This is a genomic window from Bacteroidota bacterium, assembly GCA_020161395.1.
Classification (GTDB): domain Bacteria; phylum Bacteroidota; class Ignavibacteria; order Ignavibacteriales; family Ignavibacteriaceae; genus UTCHB3.
Genome location: JAIUOE010000004.1, coordinates 89,715 through 115,298, shown reverse-complemented (window position 1 = coordinate 115,298; position 25,584 = coordinate 89,715). Strand labels below are relative to the sequence as shown.

The following is a 25,584-nucleotide window of genomic DNA, read 5'->3' as shown; positions in this document are numbered from 1 at the left end:
AATCTGTTTTAGTGAAATTTTTGTTTTAAACATGAAATTTATCACAAAAAAATGAATTAGAGAAATTAAGTCGCAGTTTCGTAATTTGCCTACTTACAATTTTAAGTTTATTATCACTTCATTTTTCTTTCACTTTTAGTTAACTGATTATCCTTAATAATCGTAAAAGGTATCTTATGTTCAAAAATCACCCTTCCGGACTTCCGGTTCTCTTCTTCACTGAATTGTGGGAAAGATTCGGCTACTATTTAATGTTAGGAATCTTTTTCCTTTACATGACTGATTTTGCCCCCAAGGGATTGGGATATTCAACCGAAATGGCTTCCGATATTTACGGTACATATATTGCTTTGGTTTATTTAACCCCGTTTTTAGGAGGATTGCTGGCTGACAGAGTGTTTGGCTATATAAAATCTATTGTTTTCGGCGGAATATTGATGGCGCTCGGTTATTTTGGACTCGCCATACCCGGCGATACCTTTTTATGGCCCTCACTTTTTCTCGTAATCTTTGGGAACGGTTTCTTTAAACCAAATATCTCCACACTTGTTGGCAATCTTTATTCACAGGAAAAATACAAAATTCTCAAAGATACCGGATACAACATCTTCTATATGGGAATCAATATAGGAGCATTTGTATGTAACTTTGTTGCTGCCTACCTGAGAAATGAATTTGGGTGGGGATTTGCGTTTGCCGGAGCCGGTATCGGAATGATCATCGGGGTTATCTGGTTCATGTCGGGTCTGAAGCATGTTCGCGAAGCCGACATTAAAAAACCTGCTCAACAGGGTGATCAGTCACTCGCATCCATATTCCTTTATGTCTTTTTGCCGGCTATAGTTACAGCCATAATCGGTTATATGCTTCCGACAATTGCTTTCGGAAAACCGCTGTTTGGCTCCCCTGCTACTGATGCATTTATTTTTGCGAGCATACCCATTGTATTGTTTTATTTCAGTCTGTGGTTCCGTGCAGCTAAAGAGGACAAGGAGTCAATTGCCGCACTTCTTTCCATTTTTGGTGTGGTTATAGTCTTTTGGGCTATTTTCCATCAGAATGGAGCAGCTCTGACAGTTTGGGCAAGAGATTACACCAACCGTCAACTTCCCACAGTAGTTGAATCAGTAGTTTCTCCACTCGGATTAACGGAAGAAAAGTATAAAAATGTGCTCATAGTCGAGAAAGCCGGTAAAACTACCGAAGTTCCTGTTTTGCTGATAACCACAGGCAAGGAACCTTCAAAAATTTACTACAAAACTTCTGCCGGTGAAAAAACCACTCTATCCGTTGACACTACCGGAGCAAAAGTGACAAAAGGTCATGGATCCTATTTTGGAAACATGTCTCAGGAAGATAAAGCGAAAGTCCCTGAAAATGAGGCTTACATCATTCTTTCGACCGAAATTTTTCAGTCAATCAATCCTTTCTGGGTTGTTCTCCTGACCCCTGTCGTTGTTTCATTTTTCTCTCTTCTCCGCAAACGGGGCAAGGAACCTTCCACAGCAGGTAAAATCGGATGGGGATTGTTTATCACTGCTGTTTCAACCATCGTGATGATCGGTGCTGTTATCTTTTCAGAAAATGGAAGTGTAAAGAGTTCTGCTGCCTGGCTTGTTGGTACTTATTTTGTCATCACAATCGGTGAATTGTGTCTGAGTCCAATGGGTCTCTCTCTCGTTTCAAAGGTTTCACCTCCACGGTTTACCGCTCTGATGATGGGTGGATGGTTTCTTTCCACCTCAATTGGTAATAAACTTTCCGGTGTGATTTCAGGCCTTTGGACCAGTTTCGACAACAAAGTTTATTTCTTCCTGATTAACTTTATCGCTGCAGGATTTGCTGCTTTGGCAATCTTCCTGATGATAAAATGGTTACGAAGAGTAATTTCACAGCACTCATAAATTTTATGGAGGCTGTCCTTTGAGGCAGCCTCTTTTTTTGCCATGTACAACAGTTATTTTTTTCTAAAACGATTTTTACTTGAAATTCTTCCGGAAATAAAAGGAAAATCCCTAATCTCAATCCACTCTCAGGAAAAGGATATTTTTCACATTACGACAGGTGAATATCTCCATTCTGATGAGAATATAATCCTTGAATTTTCGACAGTCCCCAACTCCCCTTACCTTCTGAAAAGAAAATACTTTAAACCTGCCGGTAAGAATCTGGTTTACTTTTTCAAAGACTACATTCCGCAAAAAATCAGAGATGTAAAGATTGCCCGCGGAGAGAGGGATTTGATGCTGATTCTCGAATCAGGATTTGTGGTAATCTCTCTTAAAGGTGTGAGAACCAATCTTTTCTTTCTTGATTCTGATTCAAACTTGCATTTTTCGGTAAAAAAAACAGACAGCTCAAACTCCTGGTTTGAGAACAGCAAGGGGCTTACATTCATCTCTCCCAATGATCCGGATGCGTTACCGGAAACGGATTCTTATCCTGATATAACGGCTGTAAAAAAGACTCTCCCCTTTCTGGGAAACGATTTGCTTAGAGAAATCCAGGTTTTACCCGGACCTTACACCCGTAGCGGGCTTATGAATAAAATCAACAGTGTTTTGAACGATAAAATTGTGATGGTGAAAGATGGTCTGACAGGAAAAATGGTATTGTTGCCCGAATCATTCAAGACCGACTGTGAGAAGATAAAAACATTTGATACGACAGTAATCGCTCTGCAGGAGTTTATTTCTCATCTTAGAAAACATGACTCCGAAATTCAGATAAGAAAAAGGGTGGAAACCCGAATCAGAAAGGATTATCAGTTTTATCTTCAGAAAAAGGAAAACCTTGAGAATGTGCTCGCATCAGAAAATAAAGCTGAAATGTATGACCAGTTCGCAAATCTTATTATGATAAACCGCGATGATATCTCCAAAGGAGCAGAAGAGCTGACAGTCAGCAATCTTTTTGATTCGGAAAAAATGGTGAAGATAAAACTAAAAAGTGACCTTTCTGTGAACGAGAATGTTGAATTTTACTTCAAAAAAGCAAGAGGCGAACGGCTAAAATTTGAGACTGCCGCAAAGTCACTTGTGATGGTAAAACAAAAAATTGTAGATTTGGAATCAAAGATTAAATTATTTGAGAATATGGATTTAAACGATTTAAGAAATTATGAAAAGGGACTTCCACCCGATCGTGATAAAGGAAGTGGTGCTTCTAAAGAGGAGCTGAAAGCCAGAAGATTCCTGATTGACGGCAAGTGGGAAGTTCTTGTTGGTAAGGACAGTGAGAATAACGATTATCTTACTCTTAATGTGGCAAAACAGTCCGACTACTGGTTTCACGCAAGAGGCTCATCAGGATCACATACAATCCTGCGGTTTAGTGGCAAAGAAAAACCACCAAAAGAAATAATTAAAAAAGTTGCTCAAATTGCCGCATTTTACAGCAAAGCAAAAAACTCGAAACTCGTTCCGGTATGTTTTACACAAAAAAAATATGTTGTAAAGCGTAAAGGTATGAATCCCGGGCAGGTTTCGTTACTGAGAGAAGAAGTGGTTATGGTTCCTCCTGTAATCCCGGATAATGCTCTGCAGGAGAATAACGATTAATAAATGGAGATCAAAAAATGAGACTAATTATTCAACCAAATTATGAACGGATTTCTGAGTGGGTTGCCTATTATGTGGCAGCCAGAATCAAGGAATATGCTCCCAACAACAGAAGAAAATTTGTTCTGGGTTTGCCAACCGGTTCCTCCCCAATGGGAATGTATAAAAAACTGATCGAATTGAACAAATCCGGATATGTATCATTCAAGCATGTAGTTACTTTCAACATGGATGAATATGTAGGCTTGCCGGAAAATCATCCTGAAAGTTATCATCATTTCATGCATTCAAACTTTTTCAATCACATAGATATTGATCCTGAAAACATCAATATACTTAATGGTAATGCTGATGATCTTGAGGAAGAGTGCAATTTGTACGAGAGCAAGATTAATGCAGCAGGCGGGATAATGCTTTTTGTAGGAGGTATCGGTCCGGACGGGCATATTGCTTTCAACGAACCGGCATCTTCACTCGGGTCACTGACGAGAGTTAAAACCCTCACCATGGATACAATTATCGCGAACAGTCGTTTCTTCGATAATGATGTCGACAAAGTGCCAAAAACTGCTCTTACAGTTGGTGTAAAAACCGTACTGGATTCAGAAGAAGTACTTGTGATCATTTCAGGACATGCCAAGGCGAGAGCATTGGCGAAAGTTGTGGAAGAGGGAGTGAATCACATGTGGACCGTCAGTGCACTGCAACTGCACCCGAAAAGTACGATCGTGTGTGATGAAGCTTCAACTGTGGAGTTGAAAGTTGGAACTGTTAACTATTTCAAAGATATTGAAGCGCAAAATCTTGATCCAAAAACACAATTGATCTGACTTTAGCTATTCAGGGCTAACCCGTTTATTTTGAATGGATTAGCCCTCTTTCTTTATACCTGTATCAGGTAGTTGTCAATCAATCTTGTTTTCCCGATCCTACAGGCAACGAGAATAAAATATTTTTTGCCTTTACCCAGTTTTTCTGCGGATTGACAAGAATCAAATTCCACAATCTCAAAGTAGTCAAGAGATGCAGACTCAACCTTGGCGTAAAGTGAGGTTGCATTTTCTTTAATTTTTGATACTGAAGTCTCCCCTCCCGAAATTAATTCAGAAGCCAATTTTAAAGATCGTGATAACACCAAAGCATCTTGCCGTTCGGTTTCCGACAAATAAACATTCCTCGAACTCATAGCAAGTCCGTCGGGTTCGCGCACAATTGGACATATTATCATCTCAAGATCGATAGCCAGATCTTTTACCATTCTGTTTAGAACAGCGCACTGTTGGGCATCTTTCTGACCAAAATATGCCCGGTGGGGTTTTACGGCGTTAAACAGGATTGAGACAATAGTGGTAACTCCTCTGAAATGAGTCGGCCGGAACTCCCCTTCAAGCCGGGAGGATATCTTTTCCTGGACCACAAATGTTTCGAAACCATCCGGGTATATCTCAGAACTTTCGGGATAAAATACAAAATCTACACCCGCTTCGTTCAAAAGTGACTCATCTTTCTTGAAATCCCGGGGATATTTGGAGAGGTCTTCATTTGGACCAAACTGTGTCGGATTTACAAAAATGGATACAACCGTGACAGAATTTTCTGCCTTTGATTTTTGCACAAGTGACATATGCCCGCTGTGCAAATAACCCATGGTTGGAACAAAACCAATAGACTTCCCCTCCTTTGTCAGAGCGGAGGAGATTGCCTGCATTTCCTTTATGTGGTTGACGATCCTGATGATTACCTCACTTGAAGAAAGTCTAAAATTGTCGAAAGTGTCTGACGGAGTTCTTTTCTGTGTGATATCATATCAACAAATCCGTGCTCCTGAACAAACTCGGATTTCTGAAAACCGGCCGGAAGGTCCTTGCCAATTGTTTGTTTAATTACTCTTGGACCGGCAAAACCAATCAGAGCATTGGGTTCCGCCACAATCACATCACCCAGCATTGCATAGCTCGCGGTCGTTCCACCTGTCGTAGGATCAGTTACAACAGAGATGTACGGAATTTTGGCATCTGCCAGTTGGGCTAGTCTTGCACTTGTTTTTGCCATCTGCATCAATGAAAGAGCTCCTTCCATCATTCTGGCACCACCGCTTGAACTGATAATAATCAGCGGACATTTGTTTTTTAATGCCTTGTGCGCAGCCCGTGCGAGTTTTTCTCCGACTACAGAACCCATGGAGCCACCAATAAACTTAAAGTCCATACAACCGATCACAACCTCTTTGCCAAGAATTTTCCCAATACCGGTTCTGACAGCATCCTGAAGACCCGTGGCTTTGATTGTGCTCTCTATTCTTTGAGTATATTTTTTTGAATCCTCGAACTTGAGAGGATCGGCAGATTTCATTTTTTTGTCGTACTCCTTGAAGGTACCTTCATCGAGCAGCAATTTAAAATATTCTGCGCTTCCTATTCTGAAATGGTAATTACACTTTATACAGGTCCAGAGATTATTCTCAAGCTGTTTTTTGTGCATAATTTCACCACAATCGGTACACTTCTCCCACAGTCCATCAGGCATGTTTTCCTTTGGATTTGTTTCGGGAGCGATGTTATCTTTTTTCCTTTTAAACCATGCCATAAATTTAATCTCTAATTAGTAATTTCTGCATAAATAGTAAGTGTGTAATACTCTTCGGTTTTATCATTTGTGACGAGAGTGATGGTTCTGCTCGTTCTCCCCGCTCTGTTCTTTGAATCGAAAGAAACCTTCAATTCTCCCGATTCACCGGGTTTAAATATCTTTTTACTCGGTTCGGCAGCAGTGCAACCACATGAAGTTCTGATGTCTTTTATTTCAAGATCCGCTTTTCCAATATTTGAGAACTTGAAAACATGCGAAACGATAATTCCTTCTTTAATGACACCGAAATCATGCTGAGATTTTTCAAATTTGATCTTTGCGCCTTCGAGTTCTTTAGCAGGAACTTCTATCACCTTCCCGGAAAGTGTAAACTGAAACAAAGGGTTATTTGCATCATTTGACAACACACTTATTGTTTTTAACTGGTCCCCAGTTCTGCCGGTTGAGTTAAATTCAACGGCCACGGTAGTGGTTTCGGAAGGTTTCAGTTCTTTCTTTTCTGGTTCAGCTACCGTGCAACCGCAGGAAGAAACTACTTTATCTATAACCAGATTTTGATCACCATTATTTACCAACACAAATTTGTGTTTTACTAAAACACCGGCTTCAACAGACCCAAAGTCATATTTGCTCGCAGGTGAATATATTTTTGGTCCTTGAAACTGCGCTAAAACCGCAATCGAAAGAAGCAAGAGAAAAGAAAAGGTCTTCATCATATTATTTAACTTTCACTATAAAATTTTTAAAGTAACGGGGTTCTATAAAATCAACATCATAATCAAACTTAAAGTCAGTTCTTCTTTTTGCGTACCTGACAACCGACAATGCTTCGGGGGAAGTTTTTTCCACAATCTCTATTTGATCCAGTTTTACATTTGAAAAAACTTTCGAAAAATCCCATTTACTGACAAGCGAATTTACAACATTGTTCTCAATCAACGAAAGTTCGAAGAGTTCGTTGAAATAACCGGATTGTGCTTCAAACCCGTAGACATAAGATTCCTCGAGGGCGGCTTTGGTAACAATTAAGCCTCTGCTCCCCGGACTCATAGTCATGGATAGTTCTTCAGCAAGGCTTTTAAATGTTGGGACTTTTATGATTCCGATACCTGCACCGTAAGCAATCCCTTTTGCAGCTGCAAATCCGAGACGAAGCCCTGTAAACGAACCGGGACCCTCCGAAACACATATTCCGCCAAGATCAACAGGAGTAATATTAAAAGAATCTACTGCAAAATCAATAAGGGAAAGAATCTTTCGCGAATGTGCCTTATCCAGATTCAGAGAGATGGTCAGATTCTTCTTTTCGCTTTCATAAACACAAACACTACAGACTGAACCGGTGGTTTCAATTCCAAGAACCGGTTTACCAAGGATATTCAATGATGACCTCTCTCGAATCGTCTTCCGATATTTTAATGAGAATATTTATTTTTTTGTGTGGGAGCACCTCAGGAAAAAGGTCTGCCCATTCAATAAATGAAACAGCATTTTCATCAGCAAGATATTCCTCAAGACCAATATCGTGCAATTCAGCGGTTTTTTTTATCCGGTAAAAGTCAAAATGATAAATTCTGAACTTCCCCTCATAGGAGTTTACGATTGCGAAAGTCGGACTTGAAGATAACGGGACACCCGCAGCCCTGCAAAACGCCTTCACAAAAAAGGTTTTACCGGCACCCAGATTACCGTTTAATGTGACGATCGCGCCTCCCTTTAAGCTCTTAAATAACTTTTCCGCGAGATCCGTCATCTCATTTTCAGAGCGAACGACAGTCGTTTCAATCATTTAGGCTCCATCGTGATTACAGGAATAATCATCTCCTCAAGTGAAATGCCGCCATGTTGAAAAGTGTCTTTATAGTAACTGAGATATTTATGATAATCAGTCGGGTAAACAAAATAATAGTCTTCTTTGGCGATGATATAGTTGACTGTAATTCCTCTTCTCGGTAGTTTGTAATCTGCCGGGTCTTTAATGAAGACAGCATGCTTATCATCAACTTTAAGGTTTCTGCCGTACTTAAAGCGAAGATTTGATGACGCTTCCCTGTCTCCAAGTACTTTTGCACCTCTCAGAGCTCTTATGCTGCCATGATCAGTGGTTATAACCACTTTCGCCTTACCCATTGCAGCAATCGCCTTGAAAGTGGAAATCAGGTAGGAGTGAGAAAACCAACTGTTGGTCAGCGACCTGTAAGCCGGTTCATCAGGTGCAATTTCCTTCAGGAGGTCGGAATCAGACCTTCCGTGTGCAATCATGTCCAGAAAATTTATAACGACTGCACTCAGGTGACTGTTATGGTACGATTTTATGTTATGTTCAAAGTTTCGTCCGTACTCCGGATCAATCACCTTTACAAACTTGAGATCGCTTCGGAGGTGTATTTTTTTTCTGTCGAGTTGTAACTGAAGCAGATCTTTCTCATATTTATTCATGGAAGTCTCATCCTCGTCATCCCCATACCAAAGATCAGGATAATACTGTTCTATCTCCGAGGGATACAAACCTGCAAAAAGAGCATTTCTCGAGTATGAAGTGGCAGTAGGTAAAATACCATAATAAAAGGTTTTATCGATTTTGAAATCATCGGTCAAAAGCTTTTCCATTACAAGCCATTGATCGTATCTGAGACAATCAATTACGAAGAAAAAGACAGGAACATTGTCCTCTTTTAGTGCGGGAAGAACATAATCATTAACTATATCTACTGTAAGAACGGGTCTGTCCGCCTTGTTCTTAGCCTGAACCCAGCTTTTATAGTTCTTTTCGATATATCTGCTGAATTCCTTGTTGCATTCTTTTTTCTGCTCATTCAGTGTCTGACGAAGTCCGATTTGTGGGTGAGAATCGAGCTCGATATCCCAGTTCACCAATTTAAGGTAGATTTCTATCCAGTCTTGGTGATCGGGTTGATTCAGAAGGAGAAATGAAATCTGGTTGAAATCCTGGAGGTAATCTTTGGCAACATATTCTGTTGAAATTTTCTTTTTCTCGAGGATTTTTTTGCATACAAGGAGAACCTGGCTAGGGTTAACAGGCTTTGTGAGGTAGTCATCAATTTTACTGCCGATGGCATCTACCATCACAGATTCTTCTTCATTCTTTGTGATCATCACTACAGGAATATTGGGGTCTTTGTCCTTGATCCGTCCCAACACCTCAAGTCCTCCCATTCCGGGCATCATTTCATCGAGGAATACGAGATCCACTTCACTCTCTTCTATGGTTTCGAGTGCGTCAATCCCGTTGGTGACAGTAAGAACATTATACCCTTTTTCTGTGAGGAAAATTACATGTGAACGAAGGAGTTCAATCTCGTCGTCCACCCAAAGAATGGTCTTTTGCTTCATAGTCTTAAATATTTCTGTTTAGTTGTTCAAAATTAAGCAAAACAACCGATAATTTGATACCAAAAAGATGTTACTAATGACAGCAGTCAGGTTGACTCAACTCTTCAGTTTGCGGTTTGTGCTCAAATTTTGGACTTATAAAAGGTATCCCAAGGTTTAACCCTCTAAGGATGAAGATAATCCCCAGAACGAGTGATACGGCTGGAATTATTTTCCTGGAGTTAATTTTCGGCAGGTATTTCCGAAGTGTTGGCAGAAATGAAAAAGCAAAAAGCGCAGGCATGGTGCCCATTCCAAAGAGAAACATATAAAGCGAGCCATCAAACGCATTTCCTGTGGCTATCGCTCCCGCCAGACCGGCATAAACAAGTCCGCACGGGAGAAATCCGTTTACGACACCAATCACGAAAAAAGGCTTTGAGTTGCCTGAACTTAGAACTTTTGAGAGAAGGTTTTTGATCTGTTCATTGTATTGTTTGAATGGTGGCAAACTTGTAACTGCCGTTTTGAAGGATTTTGGCAGAATTATCCAGAGAACTATCAAAGACCCGATGATGATTGAGGCGATTTGCTGCAGACCAGATAGTTGTATATGATTTCCGAGCACACCAAAAAGCGCACCCATCACAGCATAAGTAAAGGCTTTACCAAGATGATAGAGAACTCTCTGCAATACCATCTCATACATCTCATGTTTTGCACTGCTGATCGCAAGCACAATCGGACCGCACATTCCAATGCAGTGAAGACTTCCTAAAAAACCTAAAACAAAACCGGACAGAATAAACATGATTACCTCAGGAATAAATCTTCTTTAAACAAATAATCTTTACTGCCATCGTTCACCAGGATTGAGATTTTCCATTTACCGGGAGCTTTCCCTGCCATGTTGATCGTCTGAAACCCGGTCGAGTCATATTTCACAGCTATATTATAGTCAAACTTCTTCTGATCAGGTCTGTACAAGTGGATGTTCCCTTTCACATCATTTTTTCGCAAGGATGCGGGATAGAATATCTCAAGAGTCACATTATTTAAGTTTATTTTCAGTGAATCGGGCAAATTTAGCGCATTGCGCATCATCACGATATCATCTTCGTATTTCAACTCTTTTTCATAATAGTTATCAGTTACAAGCTGTACATCCTGCCTGAAGACAAAGACAATTACAATCAAATTCAGCAGAAGGAATGCCCCCAGAGTTATCGCAATGCCATGCCCCCAATTCAATTTCTTTTTCAATTATTCATTAACCTTTCCCAAAAACGAAGTCTTTATCGTATCAATTTCTCTTCCATTCTCAATAACTGCAATATCTATTTTTGTATTCACAGCTTTTAAATCCTTTTGATCAACCACGAGCATAAATCTTCCTTCATAAACCTCGAGCTGTTTAACTTTAGGTTCAGATCCGAGAATCTTAATAGTTGCCGGTATTCCTTTCACTTTTAGTTCGATATTCATATCGTAAAAAGTTTTGTTGATCACATGAAAATTGTAGATGTTGCTTATTTTATTGTTCGGCTGTTCCTGAAACAACATACCCGGGGTTCTTAAAATGTTAACTTCAACATCCTTCCTGTTAGCCATTAAAACCGAGATAATTGAAATTAGAATAACCAGAATTGCAGAATAAATTCCAACCCGCAGCGAAAAACTGAACTTTTTTCCGGTCTCCACGCCATTCAGTGAATCCAGTCTAATGAGTCCTTTCGGTTTCTTTATCTTCGTCATGACTTCGTCGCAAGCATCCATACAAGCTGTACAGTTTACGCATTCCAACTGAATCCCGTTTCGGATGTCGATTCCGGTAGGACAAACATCGACACAGAGTTTACAGTCAATGCAATCTCCTTCAGTTCTAACCTGATCTTTACGAATTTTACCGCGAGGTTCTCCCCTGACAAAATCATAGGTTACAGCAAGAGAGTTTTTATCGAGCAGAACCCCCTGCAGTCTTCCGTAAGGACAGACTATCAAACAAGCCTGCTCCCGGAACCACGAAAAAACGAAGAAAAAGAGTCCAGTGAAGACATTCATTGCTATAAAGCCACCGGGTCTCTCGGAGGGAGGAGATGTTACAATTTGTGTGACCTCATCCAATCCAACCAGATAAGCCATAAATGTATGGGCAATCAGATATGATATACCGAGAAAAACAGAATACTTAAGTACCCTTTTGAATATTTTATTTCCGGTCCAGGGTGCAGCCTTTAGTCGCCTTTGATCCCTGTAATCACCATCAATTAGATACTCAATTTTTCTGAATACAAGTTCCATGAAGATAGTTTGCGGACATACCCACCCGCAAAAGATCCTGCCGTAAATCGCTGTGAACAGTATAACAAAAATGATCAGTGCTATGAACGAAAGAAGAAAAATGTGAAAATCATAGGGCCCGAAAAAAATACCAAATATGATAAATTTTCTCTCGAAGACATTAAATAACAGAAACGGCTGTCCATTCACTTCTATGAAAGGCATCCCAAACAGAAATGCCAGGAGAAAGATACTGACTACACTCCGTGCATTGTAGTACCATCCCGAGGGTCGTTTAGGAAATATCCAGTTTCTTTTACCATCTTTTTTAATCGTACCAATCGAATCCCTGAACGACTGATCGATAACTTCTTCTTCGTTCATAACACATCAATCCGTTTCAAAATAAAATTTGAAACTATTTTTTAACTTCGTTCTTTTTGTCGTTTTTAACACTGTCCTTCTTTGCACCGTCTCCTTTTGCCGAATCGGCAGGGGCAGTCTCTTTAACAAGATCACCCTGAGGTTCTTTGGCATTCGGAGGATTGGTGCCCTTCAGGCTCTTAATATAGCTGGCTGTCGCTTCAAGGTCTTGTGAGCTAAATTGTGCCCTCCATGATGGCATGCCTTTTGCGAGGACACCATTTACGAGAACAATGTAAACCTCTTTAACAGAGCCACCGTGTATCCAGTAATCGTCTGTCAGGTTGGGACCGACCAGACCTTCACCTTTTGTTCCATGGCAGGATGCGCAGTTTTTATCAAAAATATCCTTGCCTTTTGCAAGTGAGGCTGCATCTGTCAGAAGCTTGACATTATCGGCATTAACAGTTGATTGTCCCTGTGATGCAGCGAGAGCCAGTTGTGCCTGACGCACTTCGTTTTCATATTCTGCTGCTGACGAAGGACCACTTGATAAATGATAATAACCCATGTAAACAACAGAGAAAACTATTGTCGCATAGAACATATACTTCCACCAAGGGGGCAGATTGTTGTCCAGCTCTCTGATGCCATCGTAATTGTGTTCGAGAAGGAGTGCTTCCTCTTCCTCCAAAGGTTTTGCATCGTTTATCATTCTGTCAAGTTTTTTGATCATTTCCTTTTCTTCTTCAGGCTTTTTGTTTTGACCAATCAAAAAGATGATGGTCATTACAATTACATAAATGAAGAAAATCAGGAATCCGGTATTGATGTATGTTTCAGCATCAAAACCCGTGCCTTCTGCTGCAATTGCATTGCTCTGCAACAGGATAAGCGAAAGCACGAAACTCAAAAAGATGAACTGCTTGCTTTTCACAGTCGATCCAAATCTGTAATTAATTTTTTTAAACATTTTTTTCCTCTAAATTCTTTTCGTCAAGGGGAATTTTTTCAAGCTCATCTATCTTCGTTTTTGGCATTTTGACTACATGAAATATCATGAAAGAGAAAAATGAAACGAAGATTACAAGCCCTATTATCGGGAATATCGTGATGCCATCAATTGATGAAAGAACATCTTTATACATTATTTAACCTGATTTGTAGCTGCCGGAACAGCTTTGATGTCCTTGCCCAACCTCTGAAGATAGGCAATCAATGCTACAAGTTCCCTGTCGTGATCGATTATCACACCGTTTTTCAACAAATCTTTTGAAATTTCCTTTGCCTGTGCTTCAAGATTCTGAAGTGCAGTGCTCTCAAATCCTTCCGGATATGGAACTCCTACTCTTCTAAGAGCTGTAATTTTGTCAGCAGTCGAGGAAACATCGAGCACATTAGTCTCAAGCCAGGGATATGGTGGCATAATGGATCCCGGTGACATCCTTGTTGGCTCTATCATGTGGTGATAATGCCATAAATTGGGATATTTCCCGCCTTCTCTGTGAAGGTCCGGACCTGTTCTTTTCGAACCCCACAAAAATGGATGATCGTAAACGAATTCTCCAGCTTTCGAATATTCACCATAGCGTTCTGTTTCAGATCTGAAAGGTCTCACCAATTGACTGTGGCAACCGACACATCCTTCTCGGATATAAAGGTCCCTCCCCTCAAGTTCAAGTGGGGTGTAGGGTTTTACAGATGCAATGGTTGGTATATTTGACTTAACCAAAAACGCAGGCACAAATTCCACTATACCACCAATAAGTATCGCTACTGTAGCTAACAGTGTAAACTGTATTGGACGACTTTCGATCCAGGTGTGAGGTGCTTTTTTGTTGAATTTCTCCGCCTTTTTCTCCAAAGGAGCAGCTTCAGCTTCTTCTTCAGCAAGGAACTGTCCTTGTTTCGCAGTCTTCATCAGGTTATAAATCATAATAAACAAACTGATGAAGTAGAGCAACCCGCCAAAGGCTCTGATGATATACATCGGAATAATCTGGATCGTTGTCTCAAGGAAATTAGGATATTGCAAAATCCCTTGTGGAGTAAATTGTTTCCACATCAAACCCTGAGTAAGTGCACTCCAGTACATCGATGAAGCATAAAAAACAATACCGAGGAAACCGAGCCAGAAATGATAATTGGCGAGTTTTTTTGAGTAAAGATTTGTTCTCCACAACTTTGGCACCAGATAGTACAGCATTCCAAATGTAAGGAAACCGTTCCATCCCAAAGCACCGATATGCACATGTGCGATAATCCAGTCGGTAAAATGTGCCAAAGCATTCAGATTTTTGAGAGAAAGCATTGGTCCTTCAAAGGTGGACATACCATAAGCTGTGATAGCCACGACCATAAATTTCAATACGGGGTCTTCTCTCACCTTGTCCCATGCACCACGAAGTGTCAACAGTCCATTTATCATACCACCCCATGATGGAGCAATCAGCATAACAGAGAACACAGTCCCGAGTGACTGAGCCCAGTCAGGAAGTGCACTGTAGAGCAGGTGATGTGGTCCTGCCCAAATGTACAGAAAAATCAATGCCCAGAAATGGATAATTGACAACCTGTAGGAATATACCGGTCTGTTCGCTGCCTTTGGCATGAAGTAATACATTATACCAAGATAAGGAGTGGTCAGGAAGAATGCAACTGCATTATGACCGTACCACCACTGAACCAGTGCATCCTGGACACCGGCATAAAGTGAATAGCTCTTTAAGAAACTGACAGGTATTTCGAATGAATTCACTATATGAAGCACTGCAACTGTAACAAATGTTGCTATATAAAACCATACCGCAACATACATGTGTTTTTCGCGTCTTTTTATGATCGTACCGATCATATTTACACCGAAAATAACCCAAACAACGGCAATAAGTATATCAATTGGCCATTCCAACTCCGCATATTCTTTGCTTGATGTGAAACCTAATGGAAGTGTAACTGCAGCCAGAACAATTATTAGCTGCCACCCCCAGAAGTGTGCATAACTAAGAATGTCGTTGAACATCCTCGCCTTCAACAATCGTTGAAGCGAGTAGTAGACACCCATGAATAAACCATTTCCGACAAACGCAAAAATAACTGCGTTTGTATGCAGCGGTCTCAGTCTGCCGAAAGTCAGGAACGGCAGATTCAGACTTAGTGACGGAATGAACAACTGCAATGCGATAAGAAGTCCGACAAGCATACCAACAACACCCCAAACGGTGGTTGCCAGAGCAAAGTACTTGACAATCTTATTGTCATAACTGAATTTTTCAACTTGCATTAATTGTGCTCCTTTTTCTCCTGGTCATTTAATTGTGAAGAATCATTTTGACTTTTTAAAACTTTTGGCTCGTCCTCAAATAACATCCGAACCGAAGGGGTGTATCTGTCGTCCATTTGCCCGCTCTTTACTGCCCACAAAAAGGCAACGAGGAAACCTGTTGCAACAACAAGACTCGCACCTATAAGAATGTAGAATGCGCTCATACCTCAAGTCCGTGTTTTTTTGCCGTATACAGGGTTCCCATGGTAGTAAACACCACAACAGAAATAGAACTGACAGGCATAAGGATTGCAGCAAATAATGGTGAAAGTTCACCGCTTAAAGCAACGGTGACACCTATTATATTATAAATTGTTGACATTACAAAACTCATTTTAACCACATTCATGGTCGAGACCGATTGTTTAATGAAGGCAGAGAGTTTGTGCAAAGCACTTCCGTGGAGTAATGAATCACTTGCGGGAGTGAAATTCATCAGATCATCTGACAATGAAACTCCTACATCGGCTTTACTCAAAGCGGCAGCATCATTTAATCCGTCCCCTATCATTAATATTTTTCTGTTCCCGGACTGAAGTTTCCCGATAAAATTCATTTTGTCTGACGGTGAACAGTTGAAGATTACATTCTCGGGCTTTGTTAGTTTAATTAAATTTTCCCGTTCGCTTGAATTGTCACCTGACAGAATGAAAATCTCTTTTTTCTTTCCGATTTCCTTAATAATATCAGCAATGCCATTGCGGTATTTATTAGTTACCCTGAAAAAGCCTTTGTTCACAGAATCAATACTCAAATAGACTCTGCTCCCTTCAGCTCCAACTTCAATGTTTGTTTTGCTGTCCCATCCGCTTAATTTCAAAAAACCTGAAGAACCAAAAACCACAATTTTTGATTCAATTTTTGCCGAACCTCCCTTTCCCGGGATTTCTTCAAATGATTCAACGGGCAGCTCTTTAGTTTGCACCAAAGAACGGTAAATTATTTTACTTAATGGATGAAGTGAATTCTTTAAGGCAGACTTTACGAGCGACCTCTCGTAATCTGACAAATTATCTCCCTCAAATACTATGCCAATCTCCTGATTCTCTGTAAGAGTGCCGGTCTTATCGAAAACGATTGTATCGATCGAACCAAGATCCTCGACTACATTCACACTTTTCAGGTAAAATTTATTTCTTCCAAGCAGTCTGAGAGTGTTTCCAAGTGCAAAAGGGGCAGAAAGTGCCAGTGCACAAGGACAGGCAACGATTAAAACCGAGGTGATTACAGACAAAACCTGAGCCAAACCCGAATTATACCAAAGAATACCGCCAAGGACTGCGAGCAATAAAATTGCCAGTGTAAAGTACTTGCTTACTATATTTGAAAAATTTATGAGCCCGTTTTCTCGATTCTTGGAAACAATAAAATCATTCCAAAGTCTTGTGAGGTAGCTTTGTGACACCTGCTTGTAAACTTCCAACTCAATCACACCACCAATTTGTTTGCCACCCGCAAAGACTTTATCACCCGGTTTTCTGAATTGTGGAAGACTTTCACCCGTCACAAAACTATAATCAATATTTCCGGTTCCCGTAAGAAGAATTGAGTCGGCTGGAATTATTTCATTATTTCGAATTAATATTCTGTCTTTCACCGAAATTCTGGAAAGTGGCACCACTTCCTCAATGCCTTCCTTTGACTTCCTTGTAATCGATATCGGGAAATAAGATTTGTAATTTCTCTCAAAATTAAAATACTCGTAAGTTTTATTCTGAAAGACTTTTCCAATCAACAGAAAAAATATCAGACCCGCAAAGGAATCCATATAACTCTCACCCGAACCCCAAAATATTTCATAGATACTCCTTCCCCAAAGAGCAATTATTCCGATTGAAAGAGGAAAATCGATATTAATATATTTTTTCCTGATCCCTTTCCACGCTGATATGAAATAATCTGAACTGCTGTAAAAGAGTACAGGGAGTGAAAGTGCGACCATGATTAATTGAAATAAAACTCCAAATGATTCCACACTGTCCTTTATTGACAAGTATTCCGGAAAACTCAACATCATGATATTCCCAAAGGCGAATCCGGCAATGCCAAGTTTTAAATAAAGCGATTTGTTAAACGATTTTGTATCCTTCCGGTCGAGTTCATCGAGACTGAGTCTCGGTTCATACCCGATCGAATCCATAACAGATACAATTTCACTTATCTTTATGGCCGGTTTTGCTTTGATAAATACTTTTTTAGCGGGGAAATCAACCCGGGACTCGAGAATCCGGTCGTCAAGTTTGTACAGATTTTCGAGAAGCCAGATGCAGGAACTGCAATGTATTGAGGGAACTAAAAAGGAAAGTTTGAAAAGCTGATCGTTTCCAAATTCGATCAGCTTTTCAGAAATTTCAGGATCATCGAGGTAGTCATATCGTTTCCCTGCCACCTTCTCCCGTTTTGATGATCCGGGAGTTGCATTCAGATTGTAGTAGGTGCAGAGATTGTTCTCCTCAAGCACCTGGTAAACCAGTTTGCAACCTTCACAACAAAATGATTTGTCTTCAATAGAGATTGATCCGTCTTCACACTTTTCACCACAATGAAAACAGATCAAATCTTCTCGTAAATCGACTATTTCAGGCATTCTTCGTCAACGACTCCACGATTTGGAGTTACAAAAAAAATAAAAATTGTATTTAAATTATAAGCAATTTTTATTTGATTTCAGCCTAATTAGTCTGATTTACTTAACTGTCCTGTCATGGTAATGTGTATGAAGCAATGTATGAGCCGTATGACTTCCGGGTTCACGCAGGAACTCCTTATAGAGCTTCTTTACTGATTCGTTGTCATGTGATCTTCTTGTTACACTCTGTTTGTCTATTTCATACAATGCACGAACTCTTTTCATAACATTATCGAGATTTTGATGGATAGGCTGCCCGCCTCCGTTGATACAACCACCCGGACAAGCCATCACTTCAATAAAGTGATATGGCGATGTGCCGGCAATTATCTCATCAATAAGAGGTCTGACATTTCCGATTCCATTGACAACGGCAACTTTCACTTCAAGATCACCCATTTTAAGAGTGGCTGACTTTACACCTTCCATGCCACGAATCTGGTCAACTTCCACATTGTCAAGATTTTCACCAGTAATATTGAAGTATGCAGTTCTTATCGCAGCTTCCATAACACCACCGCTCGTGCCGAAAATTGCTGCAGCTCCGGTCGATTCACCAAGTGGATTGTCAAATTCTTCATCCGGCAAATCGGAAAAATCGATACCTGCCATATTGAAGAAACGAACAAGCTCTCTTGTTGTAAGAACAGAATCGACATCATGCAGTGCATCATGTGAAAGCTCGGGTCTCTCGGATTCGAATTTCTTCACCGTACACGGCATAATTGAAACCACAAATATGTCTCTCGGGTTGATGCCCATCTTCTTGGCGTAGTAGCTTTTCAAAACGGCACCTTCCATCTCATGAGGCGATTTACAACTCGAGAGATTCGGTATAATTTCAGGGTAGTTCATTTCAGCGAACTTAACCCAACCCGGGCAGCAACTCGTGAACATTGGAAGAGGCTGGTTGTTCTGGACCCTCGATACAAGTTCGTTTGCTTCTTCGATGATTGTCAAATCAGCAGCGAAATTTGTATCGAACACTTTCTTGAACCCAAGCCTTCTTAAACCACTCACGAGTTTTCCTGTAACATCAGTACCTGCCGGCATGTGGAATTCCTCACCGAGTGTGGCTCTCACTGCAGGAGCAATCTGTGCTATGACAAATTTATTCTTGTTTCCAAGTGCTGTACTTACAATTTTCGTGGAACTTCTTTCCCGAAGTGCCGCTGTAGGACATGCAAGGATACACTGCCCGCAGAGGATACAATCGCTTACATTTAATCCTTTATTATAAGGAGTTGTCACGATGCTGCCAAATCCCCTTCCAGAGAAATCAATGGCACCAACTTTTTGAACTTCGTTACATACTCGAACGCATCTGCCGCAAAGAATACACTTTGCAGGATCCCTCTCCAAGGAAGGACTTGAGATATCCACAACATGTTTCCTCTTGTCACCGGCGAATCTGTGTTCCCGTACAGCATATCTTTCGGAGAGGTCCTGAAGTTCACAATTTTTATTACGAACACAAATCAGGCAGTCCTGTGGATGATTCTCAACGAGAAGCTCGACGATCGTCTTTCTGGCTCTTCTTACCCGAGGCGAGTTGGTCTCAACAACCATCCCTTCCGCTACAGGGTATGCACATGAAGGAAGCAGGTTCCGTTGTCCGGAGACTTCGACCACGCACATTCTGCAGGCACCTGTTGGAAACAAATTTTTAATGTAACACAATGTAGGTATCGATACACCTACAGACTTTGCCGCATCAAGAATAGTCATTCCTTCTTCGGCTTTAACTTTTAAATTATTTATTGTTAATTCTACCATTTTAATCTCCGGCTCAGTTTACATTAATTGCACAGAATCTGCAGGTTTCGAGACACATTCCACATTTAATACATTTATCCTGTAAAATGTAGTGCCCTTCGCCCTTCTGCCCTACTATTGCCTCGGTACCGCATTTTCTCTTACAGAGACCGCAACCCGAGCATAGAGTATTGTCGATTGTAAAGGTCAGAAGTTCTTTACAAACTCCGGAACGGCATTTTCTGTCGAAGAGATGCTCTTCATACTCTTCTTTGAAGTATTGCAAACCGGAAAGAATTGGATTGGGAGCCGACTGCCCGAGTCCGCATAATGAGGTGTCCCGGATTACATCAGCCAGTCTTTTCAATCCGATGATGCCTTTGAATCTCTGCAACTGATCATATTTATCAGCTCCATCCTTGTAGGCAACCGGGATTCTCTCGATAATCTCAAGCATCCTCTTTGTACCCTCTCTGCAGGGAACGCATTTGCCGCACGATTCATTTTGAATGAAGTTGAGGAAGAATCTGGCGATATCCACCATACAAGTGTCCTCATCCATCACAACGAAACCGCCCGAACCCATCATTGCACCGACTTCTTTCAGTGATTCATAATCAACCTGGGTTTTTATGACACTCATCGGCAAACAACCGCCCGAAGGTCCACCTATCTGAACGGCTTTGAATTTCTTGTTGTAAGGAATTCCGCCACCAATGCTGAAAACCACTTCCTCGAGTGTAATTCCCATGGGTATTTCAACGAGTCCTGTGTTTACGATTTTACCTGAGAGAGCGAAAACTTTTGTGCCTTTACTTTTATCCGTACCAACACTTGAGAACCACTCTGCACCTCTGGCTATAATGGCGGAGACATTTGAAAGTGTCTCGACATTGTTTATCACAGTCGGTTTGCCCCAAAGACCTGATACCACAGGAAATGGAGGTCTTGGCTTTGGCATTCCTCTTTTTCCTTCAATTGAAGCAATAAGGGCGGTTTCCTCTCCACAAACAAATGCACCGGCACCCTTTTTAATTTTCAGTCTGAAGTTGAATCCACTGTTAAGGATGTTGTCACCAAGTAAACCATACCGTTCACATTCATGGATACAATGGGTCAATCTCGATATTGCCAGAGGATACTCAGCTCTGCAGTAGATATATCCTGAACTTGCACCGATGGCATATGCGGCAACCATCATACCTTCAATGAGCTTAAACGGGTCACTTTCGAGCACTGATCTGTCCATGAAAGCACCGGGATCACCTTCGTCGGCATTACAAATGATGTATTTTGTCTCAGATTTCTGTTTTAGTGCGAATTCCCATTTTTTACCGGTTGGAAATCCTGCACCACCTCTGCCTCTGAGTCCGGAATCCAGAATTTCCTGCACAACTTCTTCCGGTTTCATCAACTTTAAAGCCTTGTTAATTGCTTTAAAACCACCGCTGGCGATGTATGTGTCAATCGAATCGGGGTTAATTACACCGCAATTCTCCAGAACAATTTTCTTTTGATGTCTGAAGAAAGGTGTGTCGTGCATTGATGCGCATACTTCCGATTTTCTTTCATGACTTCCGAGAAGATTATCCTGCAGAATTCCACCTTCCACAATTGTGGTCTGAATCAGTTTTGCTGCCAGTTTGGGAGTAACCTCCGAGTACGCAATTCTTTCACCGTTTGGAAGTTTTATATCAACTATTGGTTCTTTTGCACAGTAACCGATGCATCCGGTTCTGACAATTTGAGCTTCAATGTTTTGTTTCACAAGTTCAGCTTTTATAGCCTCTTCAACTTTGGCCGCACCGGCTGCAAGTCCACAGGTTCCGGCACCAATAAATATTACAGGTACCTCATGCTCCTTGAAGAGAAGCCGGTTGTTGAACGATTTAATTTCATTTGTACACTCTTCGCTGTGGTGACAGAGTGGTCCTTCAGTACAGCACTGTACGAAATGCTGACACTGTTTTTCAGGTGAATGCCAGCACTCCGAACAACATTTTTCGATAAAACTGTTCATTTTACTGTCTCCTCTGTTTTAATCGATGATGATCTGGGGGTAACCGGCTGGTATTTTTTGAGAATCTTATCAATTTCTTTTACACTAATTCTGCCATAATAATCATCGTTGATGCATATTACCGGAGCTATTGAACACGCACCGATGCAACTGACCACCTCAAGAGTAAAATTCTTGTCACGGGTTGTTTGACCGGCTTTAATGTTGAGAGCAGATTCAAGTCCGAATAAAATGTTTGCAGAATTTTTTACATGGCAAGCAGTTCCTCTGCACACTCTGACGATATTTTTGCCGAGCGGGGTTAAACGAAACTGATTATAAAATGTAGCAACGCCATATATCGAGCTTAAAGGCATTCCGATATGTTTGGCTGCTTCCGTTAATACATCTTCGGGCAGATAACCGTGTTCATCCTGGATATCCTGCAGAAGTGGTATTAAGATACTTCTGTCGTTCTTTGGGTAATTTTCAATTATATGATTTGCCATTGCAATTTCCTTAATGATACACTGAAATTAAGCAATAATCGTGCCGATTAAAAACAGGTCACAAATTCATTCACATTCGTATTGGCACGCTTTTTGCTTATAAGACACAATTCTCATTTGTTAGAGAAATAGTTCTAACAAGTTAGAATTCCGGTTTTTAATAAATGACCCTTTTTGAAAGTGCCGTTTTTTTATTTTTGTACAGTTGAAAATTAAACAGATGGAGGTATTTGTGTTGAAGAGCAGACCGGTTCTTACAGTCATTGCGGTAATCGCCGTTTCGTCGGCAATATTTTTGCTAAATGGTGACAATTCATCGGGTAAATCAATTTATGAGAATTCGAATTCCATCTCTTCCGAGAGAGAAAATATAATCACGCGAACCGTGGCAAAAATCTCCCCTGCCATCGTCGGAATCAATGTCACAGAAGTTCGACAGGTAAATAACCCGTTCTTTAATCCTTTTTTCAATGATCCTTTCTTTCAACAGTTTTTTGGTGACCAAAGCTATTCGCAGGAAGTAAAAGGTCTAGGTTCCGGCTTTTTGATTTCAGCAGACGGTTACATTCTTACAAATGATCATGTTGCTGGAAATGCAAAAAAAATAACTGTCACCTTGACTGACGGCAGACACTTCGACGCCAAAGTTATCGGGACAGATAAAGTCTCGGATGTTTGTCTGCTGAAAATTGAAGAGAACAAACTTCCCTTTCTAAAGCTTGGGAATTCATCTGATATAATTATCGGAGAATGGTCGATTGCACTCGGCAATCCTTTCGGTCTGTTTGATGTTAACGACAAACCCACAGTTACTGTTGGCGTAATTTCAGCAACCGGAATGAATCTTGAACCTGTTGAAGATCGTTTTTATCTTAATATGATTCAGACCGATGCAGCCATCAATGGTGGAAACAGTGGTGGACCACTGGTTAATTCTTTGGGTGATGTAATTGGAATGAATACTATAATTTACTCGACCGGCAGTGGAAAAGGAAGTATCGGTCTCGGATTTGCCATTCCGATAAATAAAGTAAAGAAGATCGTGGATGAACTTAAAGTTAAAGGCGAAATCGACAGAAATTTCTTCACAGGCCTTGGAGTTCAGGATATAGATGAAAAAATTGCAGCTTACTTCAAGCTTCCCAACTCCAGAGGAGTGATCGTAAACAGCGTTATGAAAAATTCACCGGCAGAGAAAGCCGGATTCAAGAATGGTGATGTAATACTTGCACTCGGAGATTTCAAGATCAGCAACCGGAACACTCTTCTCGGTGCTTTGCAGGAATACAGAACAGGACAGAATGTTACATTCTCCGTTCTTCGCGATGAAAAGAATTTAAAACTTGAAATGGAACTGGAGAAAAGAAAATGATCGACAGATATACTCTTCCGGAAATGGGAAAAATCTGGAGCGATCAATTTAAATATGAAACATGGCTCAAAATCGAAATCCTGGCTACAGAAGCAAGAGTCGGCACAGGTGAAGTACCTAAGGAAGATCTTGCGGTAATAAAGGAGAAAGCCTCGTTTTCAGTTGAGCGAATCAGTGAAATTGAACTCACAACCCAACATGATGTTATAGCATTTCTCACCAATGTTAATGAAAATATTGGACCTGCGAGCAGGCACCTGCATTATGGAATGACCTCTTCGGATGTTTTGGATACAGCTCTTTCGGTGCAGATCAAGGAAGCATCGGGCATCATTTTAAAGAAGATCGATCTTCTCACGAATGCTCTGAAAACGAGAGCAGTTGAGCATAAAAACACATTATGCATCGGCAGAACGCATGGAATACATGCCGAGGTTACTACAATGGGTTTGAAATTTGCTCAGTGGTACGATGAGATGAAAAGAAACCGGGAGAGGTTTACGAAGGCGATTGATGAAATTTCAACAGGACAGATTTCCGGAGCAGTGGGCACTTTCGATCACCTTTCACCAGTTGTTGAAGAATTCGTTTGTGAAAAACTTGGGCTAAAACCGGAGCCGGTTTCCACTCAGGTCATTCAAAGAGACCGTCATGCTTTTTATCTGTCTGTGCTCGGTATAATCGGAGGTACCCTCGAAAAAATTGCTACCGAGATAAGACACCTGCAAAAAACAGAAGTTCTTGAAGCTGAGGAATACTTTGGAAAAGGGCAAAAAGGCTCATCCGCAATGCCACATAAAAGAAATCCGATCATCTGTGAGAGGATTACAGGTATGGCGAGGCTGATGCGTTCCTATGTCTCCCCTGCCATCGAAAATATTGCCCTTTGGCATGAAAGGGATATCTCACACTCATCAGTTGAACGGGTGGTTTTTCCCGATGCCACAATACTTATCGATTACATGTTACAAAAATCGATTGACCTTGTCACAAAACTTATTATTTACCCTGAGAACATGATGAGAAACATCCATCTCACCCGTGGACTGATTTATTCTCAGAAAGTCCTGCTCGCTTTAACCGAATCGGGAATGTCACGGGAAGAATCGTATGCAACGGTTCAGGATGCGGCAATGAGAGTCTGGCGTGATACCTCACTAAATCTGAAGGAAGAACTCCTTAAAAACGAAAAAGTGGTTCAAAATATTGATCCGACGAGGTTCGATGCAATATTTGATCTAACAAATTCAATGCGAAATATCGACTATATTTTCAACAGGACTCTTGGCTAAATAAGCTTTTTCGAAAGATTGAAAACGGTTTCTGCATGGCTGGATACATCGACATCTCTCAAGATATGCGCGATGTTACCTGATTTGTCGATAATAAATGTGATTCGGCTGGACATGCCAAGTTTATTCAAAACCCCGTAGGCTTCACTTGTTTTTTTATCCGAGTCTGAGAGAAGTGTAAAATTGAGCTTTTGTTCAGTTTCAAATTCTTTCAGACTTTTGGTATCGTCAACACTTATACCCAGAACCTTTATTCCGTTCTCCTCAAACTTCTTGAAGTTATCTCTTATTCCGCATGCCTGTTTTGTGCAACCGGGTGTGCCCGCTTTTGGATAAAAATAGAGAACTACAGGGCTCTTTCCTTTGAAATCGGAAAGTGAGACTGTTACTCCGTTTTGATCACTCAATGAAAATTGAGGTGCTGACATTCCTGGTTTGATATTCTCGGCAGTCCCGCCACAAGAAGCAAGTAACAAACCGGATACAAACAGAAAAAATATTTTTAAATTATTCATCGTATCTCCTTTTTTCATAATAAACAATCACAATCCTGAGAGTGTTCCGGTTATTTTTTCCTC

At 40.7% G+C, this 25,584-nt stretch carries 23 protein-coding genes; 5 read left to right on the top strand and 18 right to left on the bottom strand.

Annotated elements, in window-relative coordinates; genetic code table 11:
* Window positions 1-176: 176 nt before the first annotated feature.
* Genes LCH52_07795 through LCH52_07785 form a run of 3 tightly spaced genes read left to right on the top strand, consistent with a single transcriptional unit; the run spans window position 177 to window position 4,390 of the window.
* On the top strand, window positions 177-1,904 hold the full coding sequence (locus LCH52_07795; GenBank protein MCA0388382.1) for a peptide MFS transporter: 1,728 nt from the start codon (window positions 177-179) through the stop codon (window positions 1,902-1,904).
* A gap of 42 nt (window positions 1,905-1,946) precedes the next feature.
* Window positions 1,947-3,560 carry an NFACT RNA binding domain-containing protein gene (locus LCH52_07790; protein ID MCA0388381.1) on the top strand — a complete coding sequence of 538 codons (1,614 nt, stop codon included), beginning with the start codon at window positions 1,947-1,949 and terminating at the stop codon, window positions 3,558-3,560.
* Window positions 3,561-3,577: 17 nt separating this feature from the next.
* Window positions 3,578-4,390: a glucosamine-6-phosphate deaminase gene (locus LCH52_07785; protein ID MCA0388380.1), complete on the top strand. Its 813-nt coding sequence runs from the start codon at window positions 3,578-3,580 to the stop codon at window positions 4,388-4,390.
* Between the two features lie 53 nt (window positions 4,391-4,443).
* Here the strand turns inward: LCH52_07785 and panC are convergent, their stop codons facing one another.
* The 17 genes from panC to nuoE all read right to left on the bottom strand — a co-directional run bounded on the left by panC (window position 4,444) and on the right by nuoE (window position 22,342).
* A complete protein-coding gene (gene panC, locus LCH52_07780; protein ID MCA0388379.1) occupies window positions 4,444-5,295 on the bottom strand; it encodes a pantoate--beta-alanine ligase in 852 nt (283 codons plus the stop codon).
* Between the two features lie 2 nt (window positions 5,296-5,297).
* On the bottom strand, window positions 5,298-6,146 hold the full coding sequence (accD, locus tag LCH52_07775) for an acetyl-CoA carboxylase, carboxyltransferase subunit beta (protein MCA0388378.1): 849 nt from the start codon (window positions 6,144-6,146) through the stop codon (window positions 5,298-5,300).
* Window positions 6,147-6,157: 11 nt separating this feature from the next.
* Window positions 6,158-6,865, bottom strand: a complete 708-nt coding sequence (locus LCH52_07770) for a DUF1573 domain-containing protein (protein ID MCA0388377.1) — start codon at window positions 6,863-6,865, stop codon at window positions 6,158-6,160.
* A gap of 1 nt (window position 6,866) precedes the next feature.
* Window positions 6,867-7,532 carry a tRNA (adenosine(37)-N6)-threonylcarbamoyltransferase complex dimerization subunit type 1 TsaB gene (tsaB, locus tag LCH52_07765; GenBank protein MCA0388376.1) on the bottom strand — a complete coding sequence of 222 codons (666 nt, stop codon included), beginning with the start codon at window positions 7,530-7,532 and terminating at the stop codon, window positions 6,867-6,869.
* Window positions 7,516-7,938: a tRNA (adenosine(37)-N6)-threonylcarbamoyltransferase complex ATPase subunit type 1 TsaE gene (gene tsaE, locus LCH52_07760; GenBank protein ID MCA0388375.1), complete on the bottom strand. Its 423-nt coding sequence runs from the start codon at window positions 7,936-7,938 to the stop codon at window positions 7,516-7,518. Before tsaE ends, tsaB begins: the two co-directional genes overlap by 17 nt.
* Complete coding sequence (locus LCH52_07755) at window positions 7,935-9,503, bottom strand: response regulator (protein ID MCA0388374.1); 1,569 nt, start codon at window positions 9,501-9,503, stop codon at window positions 7,935-7,937. Before LCH52_07755 ends, tsaE begins: the two co-directional genes overlap by 4 nt.
* A 73-nt stretch (window positions 9,504-9,576) precedes the next feature.
* Complete coding sequence (locus LCH52_07750) at window positions 9,577-10,293, bottom strand: sulfite exporter TauE/SafE family protein (GenBank protein MCA0388373.1); 717 nt, start codon at window positions 10,291-10,293, stop codon at window positions 9,577-9,579.
* Between the two features lie 2 nt (window positions 10,294-10,295).
* Window positions 10,296-10,745, bottom strand: a complete 450-nt coding sequence (locus LCH52_07745) for a FixH family protein (GenBank protein ID MCA0388372.1) — start codon at window positions 10,743-10,745, stop codon at window positions 10,296-10,298.
* Window positions 10,746-12,146, bottom strand: coding sequence for a cytochrome c oxidase accessory protein CcoG (gene ccoG, locus LCH52_07740; GenBank protein ID MCA0388371.1), 1,401 nt, complete (start codon window positions 12,144-12,146; stop codon window positions 10,746-10,748). It abuts the gene before it with no gap.
* A gap of 34 nt (window positions 12,147-12,180) precedes the next feature.
* Window positions 12,181-13,098, bottom strand: a complete 918-nt coding sequence (locus LCH52_07735; GenBank protein ID MCA0388370.1) for a c-type cytochrome — start codon at window positions 13,096-13,098, stop codon at window positions 12,181-12,183.
* The gene (locus LCH52_07730) at window positions 13,091-13,273 is read right to left on the bottom strand and encodes a cbb3-type cytochrome c oxidase subunit 3 (GenBank protein ID MCA0388369.1); all 183 of its coding nucleotides are present in this window, start codon (window positions 13,271-13,273) and stop codon (window positions 13,091-13,093) included. The genes LCH52_07735 and LCH52_07730 overlap by 8 nt, the downstream gene beginning before the upstream one ends.
* A complete protein-coding gene (gene ccoN, locus LCH52_07725; GenBank protein ID MCA0388368.1) occupies window positions 13,273-15,408 on the bottom strand; it encodes a cytochrome-c oxidase, cbb3-type subunit I in 2,136 nt (711 codons plus the stop codon). The genes LCH52_07730 and ccoN overlap by 1 nt, the downstream gene beginning before the upstream one ends.
* Complete coding sequence (gene ccoS / locus LCH52_07720; GenBank protein ID MCA0388367.1) at window positions 15,408-15,614, bottom strand: cbb3-type cytochrome oxidase assembly protein CcoS; 207 nt, start codon at window positions 15,612-15,614, stop codon at window positions 15,408-15,410. The genes ccoN and ccoS overlap by 1 nt, the downstream gene beginning before the upstream one ends.
* Window positions 15,611-18,037: a heavy metal translocating P-type ATPase metal-binding domain-containing protein gene (locus LCH52_07715; GenBank protein ID MCA0388366.1), complete on the bottom strand. Its 2,427-nt coding sequence runs from the start codon at window positions 18,035-18,037 to the stop codon at window positions 15,611-15,613. Before LCH52_07715 ends, ccoS begins: the two co-directional genes overlap by 4 nt.
* A gap of 99 nt (window positions 18,038-18,136) precedes the next feature.
* The gene (locus tag LCH52_07710; GenBank protein ID MCA0388365.1) at window positions 18,137-19,861 is read right to left on the bottom strand and encodes a [FeFe] hydrogenase, group A; all 1,725 of its coding nucleotides are present in this window, start codon (window positions 19,859-19,861) and stop codon (window positions 18,137-18,139) included.
* A 7-nt stretch (window positions 19,862-19,868) separates the two neighbouring features.
* Window positions 19,869-21,854 (bottom strand): NADH-quinone oxidoreductase subunit NuoF, encoded by a 1,986-nt coding sequence (locus LCH52_07705; GenBank protein MCA0388364.1) that lies wholly within the window; start codon window positions 21,852-21,854, stop codon window positions 19,869-19,871.
* Window positions 21,851-22,342 (bottom strand): NADH-quinone oxidoreductase subunit NuoE, encoded by a 492-nt coding sequence (gene nuoE / locus LCH52_07700; protein MCA0388363.1) that lies wholly within the window; start codon window positions 22,340-22,342, stop codon window positions 21,851-21,853. The genes LCH52_07705 and nuoE overlap by 4 nt, the downstream gene beginning before the upstream one ends.
* A gap of 235 nt (window positions 22,343-22,577) precedes the next feature.
* Between nuoE and LCH52_07695 the strand changes: the two genes are divergently transcribed.
* Together LCH52_07695 and purB are read left to right on the top strand one after the other, a co-directional pair.
* A complete protein-coding gene (locus tag LCH52_07695) occupies window positions 22,578-23,714 on the top strand; it encodes a trypsin-like peptidase domain-containing protein (GenBank protein ID MCA0388362.1) in 1,137 nt (378 codons plus the stop codon).
* Entirely contained in the window at window positions 23,711-25,006 is a 1,296-nt protein-coding gene (purB, locus tag LCH52_07690; GenBank protein MCA0388361.1) for an adenylosuccinate lyase, read from the top strand. The genes LCH52_07695 and purB overlap by 4 nt, the downstream gene beginning before the upstream one ends.
* On the opposite strand, the gene bcp is transcribed toward purB, so the two are convergent.
* Window positions 25,003-25,521, bottom strand: coding sequence for a thioredoxin-dependent thiol peroxidase (bcp, locus tag LCH52_07685; GenBank protein MCA0388360.1), 519 nt, complete (start codon window positions 25,519-25,521; stop codon window positions 25,003-25,005). The genes purB and bcp overlap by 4 nt on opposite strands.
* Window positions 25,522-25,584: the final 63 nt, after the last annotated feature.